General features: G+C 69.5%; 13 protein-coding genes. 12 read left to right on the forward strand and 1 reads right to left on the reverse strand.

The window, feature by feature from the left end; all coding sequences use genetic code 11:
* Nucleotides 1-91 precede the first annotated feature (91 nt).
* A complete protein-coding gene (recN, locus tag K4L06_RS17020; protein ID WP_221672522.1) occupies nucleotides 92-1,774 on the reverse strand; it encodes a DNA repair protein RecN in 1,683 nt (560 codons plus the stop codon).
* A gap of 257 nt (nucleotides 1,775-2,031) precedes the next feature.
* On the opposite strand from recN, the gene hrcA reads away from it, so the two are divergent.
* From hrcA to greA, 12 genes are all read left to right on the forward strand, one after another.
* The gene (hrcA, locus tag K4L06_RS17025; protein ID WP_221672523.1) at nucleotides 2,032-3,111 is read left to right on the forward strand and encodes a heat-inducible transcriptional repressor HrcA; all 1,080 of its coding nucleotides are present in this window, start codon (nucleotides 2,032-2,034) and stop codon (nucleotides 3,109-3,111) included.
* Nucleotides 3,112-3,440: 329 nt separating this feature from the next.
* Nucleotides 3,441-4,118 carry an IS1595 family transposase gene (locus K4L06_RS17030; RefSeq protein ID WP_221670508.1) on the forward strand — a complete coding sequence of 226 codons (678 nt, stop codon included), beginning with the start codon at nucleotides 3,441-3,443 and terminating at the stop codon, nucleotides 4,116-4,118.
* Nucleotides 4,119-4,452: 334 nt separating this feature from the next.
* Nucleotides 4,453-4,968, forward strand: a complete 516-nt coding sequence (grpE, locus tag K4L06_RS17035; protein WP_221672524.1) for a nucleotide exchange factor GrpE — start codon at nucleotides 4,453-4,455, stop codon at nucleotides 4,966-4,968.
* Between the two features lie 163 nt (nucleotides 4,969-5,131).
* Entirely contained in the window at nucleotides 5,132-7,048 is a 1,917-nt protein-coding gene (dnaK, locus tag K4L06_RS17040; RefSeq protein ID WP_221672525.1) for a molecular chaperone DnaK, read from the forward strand.
* Nucleotides 7,049-7,211: 163 nt separating this feature from the next.
* Complete coding sequence (gene dnaJ, locus K4L06_RS17045) at nucleotides 7,212-8,345, forward strand: molecular chaperone DnaJ (RefSeq protein ID WP_221672526.1); 1,134 nt, start codon at nucleotides 7,212-7,214, stop codon at nucleotides 8,343-8,345.
* Nucleotides 8,346-8,943: 598 nt separating this feature from the next.
* On the forward strand, nucleotides 8,944-9,381 hold the full coding sequence (locus tag K4L06_RS17050) for a hypothetical protein (protein WP_221672527.1): 438 nt from the start codon (nucleotides 8,944-8,946) through the stop codon (nucleotides 9,379-9,381).
* Between the two features lie 292 nt (nucleotides 9,382-9,673).
* Nucleotides 9,674-10,399, forward strand: coding sequence for a 4-hydroxy-tetrahydrodipicolinate reductase (dapB, locus tag K4L06_RS17055; protein ID WP_221672528.1), 726 nt, complete (start codon nucleotides 9,674-9,676; stop codon nucleotides 10,397-10,399).
* A gap of 118 nt (nucleotides 10,400-10,517) precedes the next feature.
* The gene (locus tag K4L06_RS17060; RefSeq protein WP_221672529.1) at nucleotides 10,518-11,453 is read left to right on the forward strand and encodes a zinc metalloprotease; all 936 of its coding nucleotides are present in this window, start codon (nucleotides 10,518-10,520) and stop codon (nucleotides 11,451-11,453) included.
* 458 nt (nucleotides 11,454-11,911) lie between these two features.
* Nucleotides 11,912-13,042 carry a glutamine-hydrolyzing carbamoyl-phosphate synthase small subunit gene (carA, locus tag K4L06_RS17065; protein ID WP_221672530.1) on the forward strand — a complete coding sequence of 377 codons (1,131 nt, stop codon included), beginning with the start codon at nucleotides 11,912-11,914 and terminating at the stop codon, nucleotides 13,040-13,042.
* Nucleotides 13,042-13,488, forward strand: a complete 447-nt coding sequence (locus tag K4L06_RS17070) for a hypothetical protein (RefSeq protein WP_221672531.1) — start codon at nucleotides 13,042-13,044, stop codon at nucleotides 13,486-13,488. Before carA ends, K4L06_RS17070 begins: the two co-directional genes overlap by 1 nt.
* Before the next feature lie 7 nt (nucleotides 13,489-13,495).
* Nucleotides 13,496-16,741, forward strand: coding sequence for a carbamoyl-phosphate synthase large subunit (carB, locus tag K4L06_RS17075; protein WP_221672532.1), 3,246 nt, complete (start codon nucleotides 13,496-13,498; stop codon nucleotides 16,739-16,741).
* Nucleotides 16,742-16,987: 246 nt separating this feature from the next.
* Complete coding sequence (greA, locus tag K4L06_RS17080; RefSeq protein WP_221672533.1) at nucleotides 16,988-17,464, forward strand: transcription elongation factor GreA; 477 nt, start codon at nucleotides 16,988-16,990, stop codon at nucleotides 17,462-17,464.
* Nucleotides 17,465-17,479: the final 15 nt, after the last annotated feature.

The following is a 17,479-nucleotide window of genomic DNA, read 5'->3' on the forward strand; positions in this document are numbered from 1 at the left end:
ACGCGTCATCGCCACAGGGCTGCGAAGCCCCGAGCGCCATCGCCACGCCCGCTCTTCCCATTCCCGATTCCCCACTCCCCATTCCCGGCTCTCACCCTACATCCGCCAGCAAGCGCCGCGCCGCGGCGCGGACTTCCTTGCTGAGTTCGATGCCGCCGAGCATGCGGGCGAGTTCTTCCTCGCGTTGCTTGGCGCCCAGCACCACCACCGCGCTCTGGGTGACGCCTTCGCTGGCGGCCTTGCTGACCCGGTAGTGGGCGTGGCCCTGGGCGGCGACCTGGGCCAGGTGGGTGACGCACAGGACCTGGCGGCTGGCGCCGAGGGTGCGCAGTTTCTGGCCGACGATCTCGGCCACCGCGCCGCCGATGCCGGAGTCGACTTCGTCGAAGACCATGGTCGGCACCGCGTCCAGGCCGAACGCGGCGACTTCGATCGCCAGCGAGATGCGCGAGAGTTCGCCGCCGGAGGCGACCTTGCGCAGCGGCCGGGCCGGCTGGCCGGGGTTGGCCGCGACCATGAATTCGACCCGTTCGCCGCCCTGCGGATCGGGGCGGTCTTCGTCCAGCGGTTCGATCGCGACGTCGAAGCGGCCGCCGCCCATGCCCAGTTCGCCGATCAGCTCGGTGGCGCGCGCGCCGAGCGAGCGCGCCGCCTCGCGGCGGGCCTGGCCGAGCGCGTCGGCGGCGCGGCGCCAGCCGGCGCGCGCGGCCTCGATCTCGCCGTCCAGGCGCTCCAGGCGTTCGCCGGCGCCGCGCAGCTGTTCCAGCTCGGCGGCCAGGCCGTCGCGGGTCGCGGCCAGGTGTTCCGGCGCGATCCGGTGTTTGCGCGCCAGTTCGTGCAGGCGGCCCATCTTGTGTTCGATCTGCTCGAACTCGGAGGGATCCAGGTCGAGGTCGTCGCGGACCCGGTCGAGCAGCGACACGGCCTCGTCGATCTGGATCGCGGCCTGGTCGAGCATGGCCTCGACCTCGCCCAGGCGCGGTTCGTGTTCGCTCATTTTCTGCAGTTCGCCGCGCACCTGCTGCAGGGTGCGGGTCAGCGACGGGCCCTCGTCGCCGCCGAGCCGGGCGAAGGCGCTTTCGCAGGCGGCGATCAGGCCGGCGGCGTGGGCGTGGCGGCGGTGGTCGGCGAGCAGCTTGGCCAGCGCCTCGGGCTCCAGCGCCTCGCGCTCGAGTTCGGCGTGCTGGTGTTCGAGCCAGCCGATGCGGTCGCTGACGTCGCCCTGGGCGAGCAGGGTCTCGCGCTCGCGCAGCAGCGCGCTCCAGGCGCGCGCGGCGCGTTCGACCGGTTCGCGCTGGGCCTCGCAGCGGCCGTAGGCGTCGAGCAGGCCGAGCTGGCTGGCCTTGGACATCAGCGCCTGGTGCTCGTGCTGGCCGTGGATCTCGACCAGATGCCCGGCGAGGTCGCCGAGCTGGCCCAGGGTGACCGGACGGCCGTTGATCCAGGCCCGCGAGCCGCCGTCGGCGCGGATCACCCGGCGGATCTGGCACACCGCGACGTCGCCGTCGCCGGTTTCGTCCAGTTCGTTGTCGCGCAGCCACTGCGCGGCCTGCGGGGCGTCGTCGAGGGTGAAGTCGGCGACCAGCTCGGCGCGGTCGGCGCCGTGGCGGACCACGCCGCTGTCGGCGCGCAGCCCCGACAGCAGGCCGAGCGCGTCGACCAGCAGCGACTTGCCGGCGCCGGTCTCGCCGGAAATGACGGTGAGCCCCGGACCGAAGCTGAGTTCGGCGGCGCTGACGACGGCGAATTGCTTGAGCGAGAGATGGGCGAGCATGCGGCGGCGATTGTGCCTTGACGGCCGGCGGCCTGGGAATGGGAGGCGGACAGCGGCGTAGGGTAGGGGGAGGGTGGCTCAGGGGGTGAGACTTTGGGGCCGGGAATCGGGAATCGGGAATCGGTAGAGCCCTCGGCTTGAGAGAGACGACAGCAGTCACAGTGGCGCCGCCGTTGCCTTTCCGATTCCCCATTCCCGATTCCCTATTCCCCGCTCCAACCCTTGCACCCACCCGCCGCGACGCCTATATCCACCCCATGACCCGCCGATCGCCCGAACCCGTCCTCGACCCGCGTGCGCGGCAGTTGCTGCGCACCCTGATCGGCCGCTACATCCACAGCGGCGAGCCGGTCGGGTCGCAGACCCTGGCCCGACACGCCGGGCTGGACGTCAGTGCGGCGACGATCCGCAACATCCTGGCCGACCTGGAAGAGGCCGGGCTGCTGAGCGCGGCGCACGCTTCGGCCGGGCGAGTGCCGACCGCGCAAGGCTACCGGCTGTTCGTCGACTCTTTGTTGCAGGTGCGGCCGCTGCCGGAGGGCGAGGTCGCGCGGCTGCGCAGCGAACTGCCGGCCGGCTCGGGCACTCAGGCCCTGCTCGGCAGCGCTTCCGAGCTGCTGTCGGCGATGACCCATTTCGTCGGCGTGGTCAGCGTGCCCAAGCGCGAGCAATTCGCGTTCCGGCGCATCGACTTCGTGCCGCTGGACGCGCAGCGGGTGCTGGCGATCCTGGTGTTCGCCGACCAGGACGTGCAGAACCGCATCATCCAGACCCGCCGGCCCTACGACGGCGGCGAGCTGGAGCGGGTCAGCAATTACCTGAACGCTCATTTCGCCGGCCGGCCGGTGGCCGAGATCCGCGCCACCCTGGTCCACGAATTGCGCCATGCCCAGGCCGAGATGCAGGCCCTGTTGGCCCAGTCGGTGGAGCTGGCCGAGCAGGTGCTGGCCCCGGACGGCGACGACATGGTCCTGGCCGGGCAGACCCGGTTGATGGGGCTGCAGGAACTGGCCGACCTGGACCGGCTGCGCGAGCTGTTCGAGGCCTTCGCCCGCAAGCGCGAGATCCTGCAGTTGCTCGAGCGGACCGTGCGCGCGCCGGGGGTGCGGATCTTCATCGGCGAGGAAACCGGGCTGGCGCCGCTGGAAGGGGTCTCGCTGGTGACCGCGCCGTACACCGCCGGCGGCCGGGTGCTGGGGGTGCTGGGGGTGATCGGGCCGACCCGGATGGCCTACGACCGGGTCATCCCGGTGGTGCAGGCCGCCGCCGACGCGCTCGGCGATGCGTTCCAGCCCGGCGAGGGCGGCGAGCCCCCGCAGCACCCCGGCTCCTTGTAGGAGCAGCCCCCGTTTCCAAAGGGGGGAACAGCAAACGCTACGGGCCTTGCGGGTAGGAGCGGCGCGAGCCGCGACCGCGAACCTGCGCTGGCCGGCGCAAGCGGCCCGGAAGGCAGAAGCAAATCCCCCCTAACCCCCCTTTTTCAAAGGGGGGAACAGCAAGAGCGAGGCGAACGGCGGTCAAGGGGTAGGAGCGGCGCGAGCCGCGACCGCGAACCCGCGCTGGCCGGCGCAAGCGGCACGGAAGGCAGGAGCAAATCCCCCCTGGCCCCCCTTTTTCAAGGGTCTTAGGAAGCAAAGCTGCCTCATAACGCAGCTATCTTCCTGAAATGAATAAGAAAAATAGGTACTACAGCCGTTCGAAAATCAGCGAGGCCCGATTTCGGGCCCTCGTGCGCTGCTGGGCCCTGGACCTGACCGCGACCAGCACCGCGCAACTGACCGGGTTGAGCGTGCGATCGGTCAACTCGATCTTCCTTGCCTTGCGTCGTGCCATCGCCACCGAATGCGAGCAGCATTCGCCGTTCACCGGCCAGGTGGAAGTCGACGAATCCTTCTTCGGACCGTGGCGCGTGCGCGGCAAACGCGGCCGCGGCGCCGGCAAGAAAACCATCGTCTTCGGCATGCTCAAACGCGGCCAGCACGTCTACACCCAGATCGTCCCCAACTGCAAAACCGCCACGCTTCAGGCCTTAATTCGTGGGCATATTCGCCTGGAGAGCGAAATCCTCTCCGACTGTCTGTCCAGCTACGACGGCCTGGTCGACCTGGGCTATGCCAAGCACTGGCGCATTCGCCACAGCGGCAATCATTTCGCCGAGGGCGACAACCACATCAACGGCATCGAGAGCTTCTGGAGCTTCGCCAAGCGGCGCCTGGCCAAATTCAACGAGGTGCCCAAGGCCACCTTCTACCTGCACCTGAAGGAGTGCGAGTTCCGCTTCAACCACCGCCACGAAGACCTCTACCGGGCGACCCTCAAGTTGCTACGATCCAACCCACTCTGAGGGGCTGTTTGCTTCCTAAGACCCTTTTCAAAGGGGGGAACAGCAAAGGCGATGGCGTTTCTGGGTAGGAGCGGCGCGAGCCGCGACCGCGAACCCGCGCTGGCCGGCGCAAGCGGCCCGGAGGCAGGAGCAAATCCCCCCTAGCCCCCCTTTTTCCAAAGGGGGGAACGGCAAGGGCGACGGCGTTTCGCTTCGGCCGACCGGACCGCGCAGCCGTTCACGAACCCCGCGGCTCGGCGTCGATCCCGGCCGATCGGCGCAGATCCCGGCACTTGAATGGCGCCGGCGCGGCCCCATAGCTGCCCCTGTCGCGGATGGACCGCCAGGAACCAGCATGAACTCACACGATCTGAACCCCGAATCGGCCCAGGCCGCCCAGGACGAGGCGCCGGCCGGAGATGTGTCCGAACTCGACGCCCTGCGCGCCGAACTGGGCAAGCTGCGCGAAGACTCGCTGCGCGAACGCGCCGAGCTGGACAACCAGCGCAAGCGCGTGGCGCGCGATATCGAGATGGCGCGCAAGTTCGCCAACGAACGCCTGCTCGGCGACCTGCTGCCGGTGATCGACAGCCTGGAGGCCGGCCTGGCCGCCGCCGGCGAGGACAGCGGCGCGCTGCGCCAGGGCATGGAACTGACCCTGCGCCAGTTGCTCAAGGTCGGCGCCGACAACGGCCTGGTCGCGGTCGACCCGGTCGGCCTGCCGTTCAACCCCGAGCACCATCAGGCCATGAGCCTGGTGCCGGCGCCGGGCGTGGCGCCGAACCACGTGGTCCAGGTCTACCAGAAGGGCTGGCTGCTCAACGAGCGCCTGCTGCGGCCGGCCCTGGTGGTGGTCAGCCAGGACGCCTGAGATCTGCGTCCGGGTATCGGTGAAGGGCCGGTACCGGGACCGACGGGGCAGGGCACGGGCGCTTGAACTGCCCGGCACCGGGCCCCAGATAGCGAACATCGGCGGCCGGCGCCAAGCGCGCCCCGCCCCTTAAATTCCAAGCATTCGAGAGGGAGCACTAGCAATGGGCAAGATCATCGGCATCGACCTGGGCACGACCAATTCCTGCGTCGCGATCATGGAAGGCGGCAAGGCCAAGGTCATCGAGAATTCCGAAGGCGATCGCACCACTCCGTCGATCGTCGCCTTCACCAAGGACGGCGAAGTCCTGGTCGGCGCCTCGGCCAAGCGCCAGGCGGTGACCAATCCGAAGAACACCTTCTACGCGGTCAAGCGCCTGATCGGCCGCAAGATGACCGACGCCGAAGTGCAGAAGGATCTCGGCCTGGTGCCGTACGCGATCGTCCCGCACGACAACGGCGACGCCTGGGTCGCGACCCAGGACGGCAAGAAGATGGCGCCGCAGCAGATCTCGGCCGAAGTGCTGGGCAAGATGAAGAAGACCGCCGAAGCCTATTTGGGCGAGCCGGTCACCGAGGCGGTGATCACCGTCCCGGCCTACTTCAACGACAGCCAGCGCCAGGCGACCAAGGACGCCGGCAAGATCGCCGGCCTGGAAGTCAAGCGCATCATCAACGAGCCGACCGCGGCCGCGCTGGCCTACGGCATGGACAAGAAGGGCGGCGACCGCAAGGTGGCCGTGTACGACCTCGGCGGCGGCACCTTCGACGTGTCGATCATCGAGATCGCCTCGGTCGACGGCGAAATGCAGGTCGAAGTGCTGTCGACCAACGGCGACACCTTCCTCGGCGGCGAAGACTTCGACAAGCGCGTCATCGACTACTTGGTCGAAGAGTTCCAGAAGGACCAGGGCATCGACCTGCGCAAGGATCCGCTGGCCCTGCAGCGCCTGAAGGACGCGGCCGAGCGCGCCAAGATCGAGCTGTCCTCCTCGCAGCAGACCGAAGTCAACCTGCCGTACGTGACCGCCGACGCCTCGGGTCCGAAGCACCTCAACATCAAGCTGACCCGCGCCAAGCTGGAGTCGCTGGTCGAGGACCTGGTCAAGAAGACCATCGAACCCTGCCGCATCGCCCTGAACGACGCCGGCCTGCGCGCCAGCGACATCAGCGAAGTGATCCTGGTCGGCGGCCAGACCCGCATGCCCAAGGTCGGCCAGGCGGTGGCCGAGTTCTTCGGCAAGGAGCCGCGCAAGGACGTCAACCCGGACGAAGCCGTCGCCGTCGGTGCGGCGATCCAGGGCGGCGTCATGGCCGGCGACGTCAAGGACGTGCTGCTGCTCGACGTGACCCCGCTGTCGCTGGGCATCGAGACCCTGGGCGGCGTGTTCACCAAGATCATCGAGAAGAACACCACCATCCCGACCAAGGCCTCGCAGACCTTCTCCACCGCCGAGGACAACCAGTCGGCCGTGACCGTGCACGTGCTGCAGGGCGAGCGCGAGCAGGCCCGCTACAACAAGTCGCTGGCCCGCTTCGACCTGTCCGGCATCGAGCCGGCGCCGCGCGGCATGCCGCAGGTCGAGGTGTCCTTCGACATCGACGCCAACGGCATCCTGCACGTCAGCGCCAAGGACAAGAAGACCAACAAGGAACAGAAGGTCGAGATCAAGGCCGGCTCGGGCCTGTCCGAGGAAGAGATCGCCAAGATGGTCGCCGACGCGGAAGCCAACCGCGAGGAAGACCAGAAGTTCCATGAGCTGGTGCAGGCCCGCAACCACGCCGACGCGCTGATCCACAGCGCCCGCAGCGCGATCAAGGAGCACGGCGAGAAGCTGCCGGGCGAGGCGATCGGCCGCGCCGAGTCGGCCATCGCCGAGCTGGAAACGGCGATGAAGGGCGACGACAAGGCCCAGATCGAGGCCAAGTCGCGCGCCCTGGAAGAGGCCGCGCAGTCGCTGTTCGCCGCTGCCGGCGCCGGCCATGCCGACGCCCCGGCCGGCGACGCCGGCGCCTCCTCGGCCAAGTCCGACGACGTGGTCGATGCGGAGTTCACCGAGGTGAAGGACGACAAGAAGTAAGCCGGGAATGGGGAGTGGGGAATCGGGAATGGGAGGAGCGGCGAGCGCCGCGACCTGTCAGGAACCCGATTCCCCGTTCTCGTATCCGTAGCTCACGGCGCGCACGCCGCGCCGTTGGCTTTTGATCCAACCATTCCCGATTCCCACTCTCGATTCCCAGCCCATGAGCAAACGCGATTACTACGAAGTGCTGGGCGTTGCGCGCAACGCCGGCGACGACGACCTGAAGAAGGCCTATCGCCGCTGCGCGATGAAGTTCCATCCGGACCGCAATCCGGGCGACAAGGAAGCCGAAGCCTCGTTCAAGGAGTGCAAGGAGGCCTACGAAGTCCTGTCCGACGCGAACAAGCGCCGCGCCTACGACCAGCACGGCCATGCCGCGTTCGAGCACGGCATGGGCGGCGGCGCCGGCGGCCCCGGCTTCGCCGACATGGGCGATATCTTCGGCGACATTTTCGGCAACATCTTCGGCGGTGCCGGCGGCGGCGGAGCGCGCGGTCCGCGCCGCGGCGCCGACATCGGCTACGTCATGGAGCTGTCGCTGGAGGAAGCGGTCGGCGGAGTCGAGAAGCAGATCGAAATCCCGACCCTGGACGAGTGCGAGACCTGCAAAGGCTCGGGCTCGGCCGACGGCAAGGTCGAGACCTGCACCACCTGCAACGGCCGCGGCCAGGTGCGTTTCCAGCGCGGCATCTTCTCGATGCAGCAGACCTGCCCGCACTGCAACGGGCGCGGCCAGACCATCGCCAATCCCTGCGGCGACTGCCACGGCCAGGGCCGGGTGGAGCGGACCAAGACCCTGCAGGTCAAGATTCCCGCCGGCGTCGACAACGGCGACCGGATCCGCCTGACCGGCGAAGGCGAGGCCGGCCCGGCCGGTTCGCCGCCGGGCGACCTGTACGTGGAAGTGCGCGTGCGCGAGCACGAGATCTTCCAGCGCGACGGCGACGACCTGCACTGCGAAGTGCCGATCCGGATCTCCCAGGCCGCGCTCGGCGACTCGATCCGGGTGCCGACCCTGGACGGCGAGGTCGAGCTGCGGATTCCGGCCGAGACCCAGAGCGGCAAGCTGTTCCGCCTGCGCGACAAGGGCGTCAAGTCGGTGCGCAGCCGCCGCCCGGGCGATCTGTACTGCCGGGTGGCGGTGGAAACGCCGGTCAACCTCACTCCCGAGCAGCGCGAGTTGCTGGAGAAGTTCGAGGCCACCTTCGTCGGCGAGGGCGCGCGCAAGCATTCGCCGCGCTCCTCGACCTTCCTCGACGGGGTCAAGGGCTTCTGGGATCGGATGACGTCCTGAGCCGGGCGGCGCGCCGCGCCGCTCGTAGCTGCATTTGGAAAGGGCCGCCCATGCGGCCCTTTCTTTTTTTCGGTGGTCCCGAATGGCCTCCTGAGCCGGGCGGGGCGTCGTGCCGCTCGTAGCTGCATCTGGAAAAGGCTGCCCATGCGGTCCTTTCTTTTTTCGGTGGCGGTCCCGAATGGCCTCCTGAGCCGGACGGCGCGCCGAGCCGCTCGCTGCTGCATTTGGAAAGGGCCGCCATGTGGTCCTTTCTTTTTGCGGTGGTGGTTCCGACAGCGTCGACACCGGCCCGCGCGAGGTGCCGAAACGCAGGCGCGATGCGGCAACCCGCACGTTATCGACGGCGGCCTCGGCATCCCGTTCGAAACGATTCTTCGCCCGATGTGGCGGCTTGCGCGCGCCGGCGGGCAGGAACGCAGCGATGTGCTAGAAAGCACGCGCAGAGCAAGGCGTCGCGATCCGCAGCGCCTCACCGAACGTTCGCTGCCTCGTTCCCATCGACATGGAGTCCCTGATGCCGCTACCTCACGCAACGCCGAACCGGACACCGATCGCGTGGCCTGCGCTCGCGCGCCGGGCGGCGAGGGCGGCCGCCTTCGTGTTGGCCTTGGCGGCCGCAGCGCCGGCCGCGGCCGCCTGCAGCGGCGCCACGCCGACGGCGGTCGCGCAGTCCTTCTACCGCTCGCACTACCTGTTCTGGGACCAGGCGCCGCAGCGCCTGGGAGACGCCGTCGCCGCGCCGCTGCTGGCGTTGCTGCGCAGCGAACACGCTTGCCGCGATGGCGGCGAACTGTGCGCGATCGACGCCGACCCCTGGCTCGGCGCGCAGGACGGCGAAGCGGTGGACCCGCGTTTCCAGGCCGAGGGCCGGGACCGGGTGCGGGTGGCCTACCGCTTCGAGCTGGGCGAGGAACGCAGCGAACGCAGCGCGCAATTGCTGTTCGTCCACGAGCGCGGCTGCTGGCGCATCGCCGACCTGATCTCGCCCGACGGCGGCTCGCTGCGCCGGTCGTTGGCGCAGTTCCACCGCCCTTGAGCGCGGTGTCGGGGCGAGAGCAAAAGCAAAAGCAAAAGCAAATCCCCCCTGGCCCCCCTTTTGCAAAGGGGGGAACGGCAACAGCGACGCCGCCTCGTGTAGGAGCGGCGTGAGCCGCGACCCACGACGCGCAGAGACACCGCCCGTCTTGCCGCTCATCGAAGCCGCATCCGCCCAGGGGGAGGAGCGACGCCAGTCGCGACCGCGAACCCGCACCGCGCGGCGCCGACTGCCGAAGGCGAATGCCCCGCCGCGCTTGCCGTCGCGGCGGCGCAGCCGGTAGCCTGCGCGCATGAGCGCACCCCTACGACTGTTGATTCACGGCGCCTCCGGGCGCATGGGCCAGGCTTTGTTGCGTCTGGCGGCCGAGCGCGACGACGTGCAGGTCGTCGCCGCCTTCTCGCGTTCGCAGCCGACCCAGCGGGTGGTCGACGGCGTGCCGCAGTTCGCCTCCAGCGAGCTCGACGGCGCGCCGGCGTTCGACGTGGCCGTCGATTTCAGCCTGCCGCAGGGCTTCGACCCGGTGCTGGCGCTGTGCGCGCAGCGCGGCAGGGCCCTGGTCTCGGGCACCACCGGCCTGAGCTCGGCGCAGAACGCGGCGATCAACGAGGCCGCCAGCGCCATCGCGGTGGTCTGGGCGGCCAACTACAGCCTCGGCGTGGCGGTGCTGACCGAACTGGTCCGGCGCGCCGCGGCGGCGCTGCCGGGCTGGGACTGCGACGTGGTCGAGGCGCACCACACCCGCAAGCTCGACGCGCCCTCCGGCACGGCCTTGCACCTGGGCGCGGCGGCGGAGATCGGCCGCGGCGCGGCGCCGCATTACGCCAGCCTGCGCGCCGGCGACATCGTCGGCGAACATACCGTGCAGTTCGCTGCGGCCGGCGAGCGCCTGGAGCTGATCCACCGCGCCACCAACCGCGACATCTTCGCCCGCGGCGCGCTCGAGGCGGCGCTGCGGGTGGCCCATCAGGCGCCGGGGCGCTACGGCCTGGCCGAGCTGATGTTTCCCAATCTGTGATGCCGCCCGCGCTCCGCGCCGGGCCTGCGGCGCGAATCGCGCTGCCGGCCGGGCCGGCGCCGGAGCAGAGTGAGAACGCCGCGGACCCGCGGCGTTCTTACTTTCCGGGAGGCAGATCATGGGCAAGAACGGGATGTTCGCGGCCGCTGCGGTCGCCGCGTCGCTGCTGGTCGGGCCGGCCGCCGCCGGCGATGCCGAGACCGTGGTGGCCGGCGCCGAGGGCTACCAGCGCCAGCCGCTGATCCAGATCGTCGACGAGCACGGTTTCCAGCGCGACGGCCTGCGCTGCGGCGCGCCGCCATCGACGCCGCAGCGCCGGCGCGAGGTCGAGCGCCGCCTGCAGCAGCTGCGCGCCGCTACGCCGTTGCGCAACGGCGTGTGGGCGGCGACGGCGGCGAGCAAGACCGTGCCGGTCTGGTTCCACGTGGTCACCCGCACCGACAACACCGGCAACGTCAGCGACGCGCGCATCGCCGAGCAGTTGCAGGTGCTCAACGCCGCCTACGTCGGCCGCGGTTTCCAGTTCGCCCTGGCCGGGGTGACCCGGACCCGCAACAACACCTGGTACGGCAACTGCGTCAACAACGAGATGAAGATGAAGAACGCGCTGGCGGTGGACCCGGCGCGCAATCTGAACATCTACACCTGCAAGCCCGGCAGCTACCTGGGCTATGCCTATCTGCCCGACAGCTATCCCGAGTCGTCCAAGCGTCACGGCGTGGTGGTGCTGCATTCCTCGCTGCCGGGCGGCTCGTCGAGCAACTACAACGAAGGCGACACGGTCACCCACGAAGTCGGCCATCACCTGAGTCTGGAACACACCTTCGAAGGCGGCTGCAGCGAGCCGGGCGATTTCGTCGCCGACACGCCGCCGCAGGCCAGCCCGAGCTCCGGTTGCCCGGTCGGCCGCGACAGCTGCCCGGGCGGCGGCCTGGATCCGATCACCAACTTCATGGACTACAGCTACGACTCGTGCATGAACACGTTCTCCGACGACCAGAGCATCCGCATGCAGGACATGGTCGCGACCTACAAGCCCTCGCTGGGAACGTGAACGGCCTGGCCTGAACGGCCGGTCCGGGCTTGCCTATCCGGGCACGCCGATCCGGGCGGACTGCCTTGAGCGGCTCGCTCGGGCAGTTCGCGCGGGCCTTCCGCTGCAGACCTTCGCGGCGGCCTGAGCGGGCCGCCGCGAAGGTGGGCGGGCGGGGGAGAAACGCCCGGTGGGCACCGTCCAGGCGCCGCCGCAGCGGTCGCGACGGCCCGGTACGGGGCCTGCCCGCAGCGGGGCGACTGCCTGAACGGCGGCCGCGTCCGGGCGCCGCTGCGCCCGGGCCGGGGCGAATCGGGCTGCGCAAACGCTGGCGCCCGGGGGCCTTCGCCGCTACAATTCCGGCTCGCCTGAATCCCGAACGCCGGACCGGTCCAGCACCGCGTCCGCGCTTTGCTGCAACTTGCGTTTTGCCGCAGTCGCGCACGGGATCAGATCCTTCGGCAGCCAAGGCGACCCCCGTGACCCAACCCGCAATCCTCGCCCTCGAAGACGGAACCGTGTTCGAGGGCGTTTCCGTAGGCGCGCCCGGCCTCAGCGTCGGCGAAGTCGTATTCAACACCGCCATCACCGGCTACCAGGAAATCCTCACCGATCCCTCGTACGCGCGCCAACTGGTGACGCTGACCTATCCCCACGTCGGCAACACCGGCTGCACGGACCAGGACGACGAGGCGCGCCAGGTCTGGGCCTCGGGCCTGATCGTGCGCGACGTGCCGCGCCGGCCGAGCAACTGGCGCAGCCAGGTCGCGCTGCCGCAGTGGCTGAGCGAGCGCGGCGTGGTCGCGATCGCCGACATCGACACCCGCAAGCTGACCCGCCTGCTGCGCGACACCGGCGCCCAGAACGGCGCGCTGATGGCCGGAGAGATCGACGTAGCGAAGGCGCTCGAAGCCGCGCGCAAGTTCCCCGGCCTGAAGGGCATGGACCTGGCCAAGGAAGTCTGCACCCGCGAGCGCTACGAATGGACCGCCGGCCAGCTCGACCTGGACCGCAACGCCTTCGTCGACGCGCCGGCGCGCTTCCACGTGGTCGCTTACGACTTCGGGGTCAAGCTGAACATCCTGCGCATGCTCGCCGAGCGCGGCTGCCGGGTCACCGTGGTGCCGGCGCAGACCCCGGCCGCCGAGGTGCTGGCGCTGAATCCGGACGGCGTGTTCCTGTCCAACGGCCCCGGCGACCCGGAGCCCTGCGACTACGCGATCGTCGCGATCAAGGAATTCGTCGCCCGCAAGATCCCGACCTTCGGCATCTGCCTGGGCCACCAGCTGCTCGGCCTGGCCTCCGGCGCCAAGACCCTGAAGATGAAGTTCGGCCATCACGGCGCCAACCATCCGGTCCAGGACCTGGATTCGGGCCGGGTCATGATCACCTCGCAGAACCACGGCTTCGCGGTCGACGAGGCCAGCCTGCCGGCCAACGTGCGGGTCACCCACCGCTCGCTGTTCGACGGCAGCAACCAGGGCATCGCCCTGACCGACGCGCCGGCGTTCAGCTTCCAGGGCCACCCGGAAGCCAGCCCCGGCCCGCACGACGTGTCGCCGCTGTTCGATCGCTTCGTTTCGCTGCTCGAACAGGCCAAGGCGGCCTGATGAGCGCCGCGCCGGCCTCGCCGCCGCGCCGACGCCGCTGGCGTCTGCGCGCGCTGGCGGCGCTGGCGCTGCTCGCCGCCTATCCGGCGTTCGTGCTGAGCGCGGTGTACGCGCAGTGGCTCGGCGCGAACCTGCCGGGCGGTCGCAACGGCCCGGCCGATGCCTACCGGCACAGCCTGGCCAGCGCGATCGTCGCCTACACCGCGTCGCCGCGCTGCGTCGACTGGGTCACGGCGGTGATGGAGCGGGGCGGCGAGGGCAACCCGAGCCGGGCCATGGACGCCCACAACAACCGGATCGGCGCGCGCCTCGGCGCCGCCGCTCCGACCTGGACCGCGATGCAGCGCGAGGTTCGCGCCGCGGTCGACCATGGGGCGATCGATGCGCGATCGCCCGACCAGATCACCTGGCGCGCCCCCGAGACGTGGCAGGAACGACTTTACTGAGGACGACATGCCCAAGCGTACCGACATCAAAACCGTCCTGATCATCGGCGCCGGCCCGATCGTGATCGGACAGGCCTGCGAGTTCGACTACTCCGGCGCGCAGGCGTGCAAGGCGCTGCGCGACGAGGGCTACCGCGTGGTCCTGGTCAACTCCAATCCGGCCACGATCATGACCGACCCGAACATGGCCGACGCCGTGTACATCGAGCCGATCAACTGGCAGACGGTCGAGAAGATCATCGCCAAGGAAAAGCCCGACGCGCTGCTGCCGACCATGGGCGGCCAGACCGCGCTCAACTGCGCGCTCGACCTGGCCGACAACGGCGTGCTGGAGAAGTACAACGTCGAACTGATCGGCGCCTCGCGCGAAGCGATCCGGATGGCCGAAGACCGCGAGCTGTTCCGGGTGGCGATGAAGGAAATCGGCCTGGAATGCCCCAAGGCCGAGGTCGCCCACACCCTGGAAGAGGCGATCGACATCCAGACCCGGGTCGGCTACCCGACCATCATCCGTCCCTCGTTCACCCTCGGCGGCAGCGGCGGCGGCATCGCCTACAACCGCGAAGAGCTGATCGAGATCGTCAACCGCGGCCTGGAACTGTCGCCGACCACCGAAGTGCTGGTCGAGGAATCGGTGCTGGGCTGGAAGGAATTCGAGATGGAGGTGGTCCGCGACAAGGCGGACAACTGCATCATCGTCTGCTCGATCGAGAACTTCGACGCGATGGGCGTGCACACCGGCGACTCGATCACCGTCGCCCCGGCGCAGACCCTGACCGACAAGGAATACCAGCGCCTGCGCGACGCCTCGATCGCGGTGCTGCGCAAGATCGGCGTCGACACCGGCGGCTCCAACGTCCAGTTCGGCATCAACGCCAAGAACGGCCGGGTGGTGGTGATCGAGATGAACCCGCGCGTGTCGCGGTCCTCGGCGCTGGCTTCCAAGGCCACCGGTTTCCCGATCGCCAAGATCGCCGCCAAGCTGGCGGTGGGCTACACCCTGGACGAACTGCGCAACGAGATCACCGGCGGCGCGACCCCGGCCTCGTTCGAGCCGAGCATCGACTACGTCGTCACCAAGATCCCGCGCTTCGCGTTCGAGAAGTTCCCGCAGGCCGACGCGCGCCTGACCACGCAGATGAAGTCGGTCGGCGAAGTCATGGCGATGGGCCGCACCTTCCAGGAATCGCTGCACAAGGCCCTGCGCGGCCTGGAGACCGGCAAGGTCGGCCTCGACCCGACCGGCCTGGACCTGGCCAGCGAGGACGACCTGGCCCGGCTCAAGCGCGAGCTCAAGGAGCCCGGCCCGGAGCGCATGTTCTACATCGGCGACGCGTTCCGCGCCGGCCTCAGTGTGGAGGACGTGCATGCGCTGTCGTTCGTCGATCCCTGGTTCCTGGACCAGATCGAAGAGCTGATCGCGACCGAGCGCGACGTCGCCGAAGCCGGCCTGGCCGCGCTCGACCAGGCGCGCATGCGCGCGCTCAAGCGGATGGGCTTCTCCGATGCGCGCATCGCCCAGCTGACCGACACCGACGAGACCGCGGTGCGCACCCTGCGCCGCGCGCTCAAGGTGCGCCCGGTGTACAAGCGCGTGGACAGCTGCGCGGCCGAGTTCGCCACCACCACCGCCTACATGTACTCGACCTACGAGGACGAGTGCGAGGCCGCGCCGACCAACCGCGACAAGATCGTCGTCCTCGGCGGCGGCCCCAACCGCATCGGCCAGGGCATCGAGTTCGACTACTGCTGCGTGCACGCCGCCCTGGCCCTGCGCGAGGACGGCTATGAAACCATCATGGTCAACTGCAACCCGGAGACCGTGTCGACCGACTACGACACCTCCGATCGCCTGTACTTCGAGCCGCTGACCCTGGAAGACGTGCTCGAGATCGCCGACCTGGAGAAGCCCAAGGGCGTGATCGTGCAGTACGGCGGCCAGACCCCGCTGAAGCTGGCGCGCGCGCTGGAAGCCAACGGCGTGCCGATCATCGGCACCACCCCGGACAGCATCGACCTGGCCGAGGACCGCGAGCGCTTCCAGAAGCTGGTCCAGGAGCTGGGCCTGGCCCAGCCGCTCAACCGCACCGCGCGCAACCCCGACGAGGCGCTGGTCCTGGCCGGCCAGATCGGCTACCCGCTGGTGGTGCGCCCGAGCTATGTGCTCGGCGGCCGGGCGATGGAGATCGTCTACTCCGACGCCGACCTGACCCGCTACATCCGCGACGCGGTCAAGGTCTCCAACGATTCGCCGGTGCTGCTGGACCGCTTCCTCGACAACGCGGTCGAGGTCGACGTCGACGTGATCGCCGACCGCGAAGGCCGGGTGCTGATCGGCGGGGTGATGGAGCACATCGAAGAGGCCGGCGTGCATTCCGGCGACTCGTCCTGCTCGCTGCCGCCGTACTCGCTGTCGGCCGCCACCCAGGAGAAGCTGCGCGCCCAGGTCGTGGCCCTGGCCAAGGCGCTGAAGGTGGTCGGCCTGATGAACACCCAGTTCGCGATCCAGACCGACGCCGACGGCAACGAGACCATCTACCTGATCGAGGTCAACCCGCGCGCTTCGCGCACCGTGCCGTTCGTGTCCAAGGCCACCGGCATGGCCCTGGCCAAGATCGCCGCGCGCTGCATGGTCGGCCAGACCCTGACCTCGCAGGACGCGGTCGAGGAGATCGTGCCGGACTACTACTCGGTCAAGGAAGCGATCTTCCCGTTCGCCAAGTTCCAGGGCGTGGACCCGATCCTCGGCCCGGAGATGCGCTCGACCGGCGAGGTCATGGGCGTGGGCAAGAACTTCGGCGCGGCGATGGCGCGCGCCCAGGAAGCCGGCGGCATCAAGGCGCCGCCGGTCGGCAAGGTGTTCGTCTCGGTGCGCGACCCGGACAAGCAGCGCGTGCTGCCGGTGGTGCAGGAACTGGTGCGCCGCGGCTACAGCCTGGTCGCGACCCGCGGCACCCAGGAGTTCCTGAGCGGGCACGGCGTGGCCTGCGAGTCGATCAACAAGGTCACCGAGGGCCGCCCGCACGTGGTCGACCTGATCAAGAACGGCGAGATCGTCTACATCATCAACACCACCGAAGGCCGCCAGGCGATCTCGGACTCGTTCTCGATCCGCCGCGAAGCGCTGCAGCAGCGGGTGACGTACTCGACCACCGTGTCGGGCGCGCGCGCCCTGGTCAACTCGCTCGACTACCGCGGCCAGGGGCCGGTGTGGTCGCTGCAGGAGTTGCACGCGCAGATCGGCGCGGCCTGATCGGGGCGGCCTGATCGGAGCCGCGGTCGCCGGCACACTCGCCGGCGGCGCGTCCGCGCGCCGCCGGGGCTACGGCGAAACCCCCTGCGGCCGGCCAGGCCGGCGCAGGGCGGCGCGCAAATCCCCGGGATCGGTCACACGTTCCGCGCAGGCGCCCCGCAACGGGGTGCCAAGCCGGCCTGTTCCCGGCACAATGCCGTTACAGTCAAACACGATGGGCCGGCGGCGTCCGGCGAGAGGAAGGCAATGAGAGCACCCATGACCGCGAAGGGCGCGCAGCGTCTGCGCGCCGAGCTGGACGAACTGAAGACGGTCAAGCGGCCGGCGGTGATCAACGCGATCGCCGAAGCGCGCGCGCACGGCGATCTCAAGGAGAACGCCGAGTACCACGCCGCGCGCGAACAGCAGGGCTTCATCGAAGGCCGCATCAAGCAGCTCGAAGCCGAGCTGTCGCACGCCCAGATCATCGACATCAGCCAGCTCAACGCCGGCTCCAAGGTCGTGTTCGGCGCGATCGTCGAACTGGCCGACGTCGACACCGACGAAGAAAAGACCTACCAGATCGTCGGCGACCTGGAAGCCGACATCAAGCTGGGCCTGATCGCGATTTCCTCGCCGGTGGCGCGCGCCCTGATCGGCAAGAACGAGGGCGACAGCGTCGTCATCGAAGCGCCGGGCGGCACCCGCGAATACGAGATCGTCGGCGTCAGCTACCAGGGCTGAGCCGCGGTCCCGCGC

This window comes from Lysobacter sp. BMK333-48F3 (genome assembly GCF_019733395.1).
In the GTDB taxonomy this organism is placed as follows: Bacteria; Pseudomonadota; Gammaproteobacteria; order Xanthomonadales; family Xanthomonadaceae; genus Lysobacter.

Coding starts and splice junctions, on each gene's coding strand:
- dapB (WP_221672528.1), top strand. CDS start 9,674: ATGAGCGCACCCCTACGACTGTTGATTCACGGCGCCTCCGGGCGCATG.
- grpE (WP_221672524.1), top strand. CDS start 4,453: ATGAACTCACACGATCTGAACCCCGAATCGGCCCAGGCCGCCCAGGAC.
- K4L06_RS17060 (WP_221672529.1), top strand. CDS start 10,518: ATGGGCAAGAACGGGATGTTCGCGGCCGCTGCGGTCGCCGCGTCGCTG.
- K4L06_RS17030 (WP_221670508.1), top strand. CDS start 3,441: ATGAATAAGAAAAATAGGTACTACAGCCGTTCGAAAATCAGCGAGGCC.
- recN (WP_221672522.1), bottom strand. CDS start 1,774: ATGCTCGCCCATCTCTCGCTCAAGCAATTCGCCGTCGTCAGCGCCGCC.
- dnaK (WP_221672525.1), top strand. CDS start 5,132: ATGGGCAAGATCATCGGCATCGACCTGGGCACGACCAATTCCTGCGTC.
- K4L06_RS17070 (WP_221672531.1), top strand. CDS start 13,042: ATGAGCGCCGCGCCGGCCTCGCCGCCGCGCCGACGCCGCTGGCGTCTG.
- dnaJ (WP_221672526.1), top strand. CDS start 7,212: ATGAGCAAACGCGATTACTACGAAGTGCTGGGCGTTGCGCGCAACGCC.
- greA (WP_221672533.1), top strand. CDS start 16,988: ATGAGAGCACCCATGACCGCGAAGGGCGCGCAGCGTCTGCGCGCCGAG.
- hrcA (WP_221672523.1), top strand. CDS start 2,032: ATGACCCGCCGATCGCCCGAACCCGTCCTCGACCCGCGTGCGCGGCAG.
- carB (WP_221672532.1), top strand. CDS start 13,496: ATGCCCAAGCGTACCGACATCAAAACCGTCCTGATCATCGGCGCCGGC.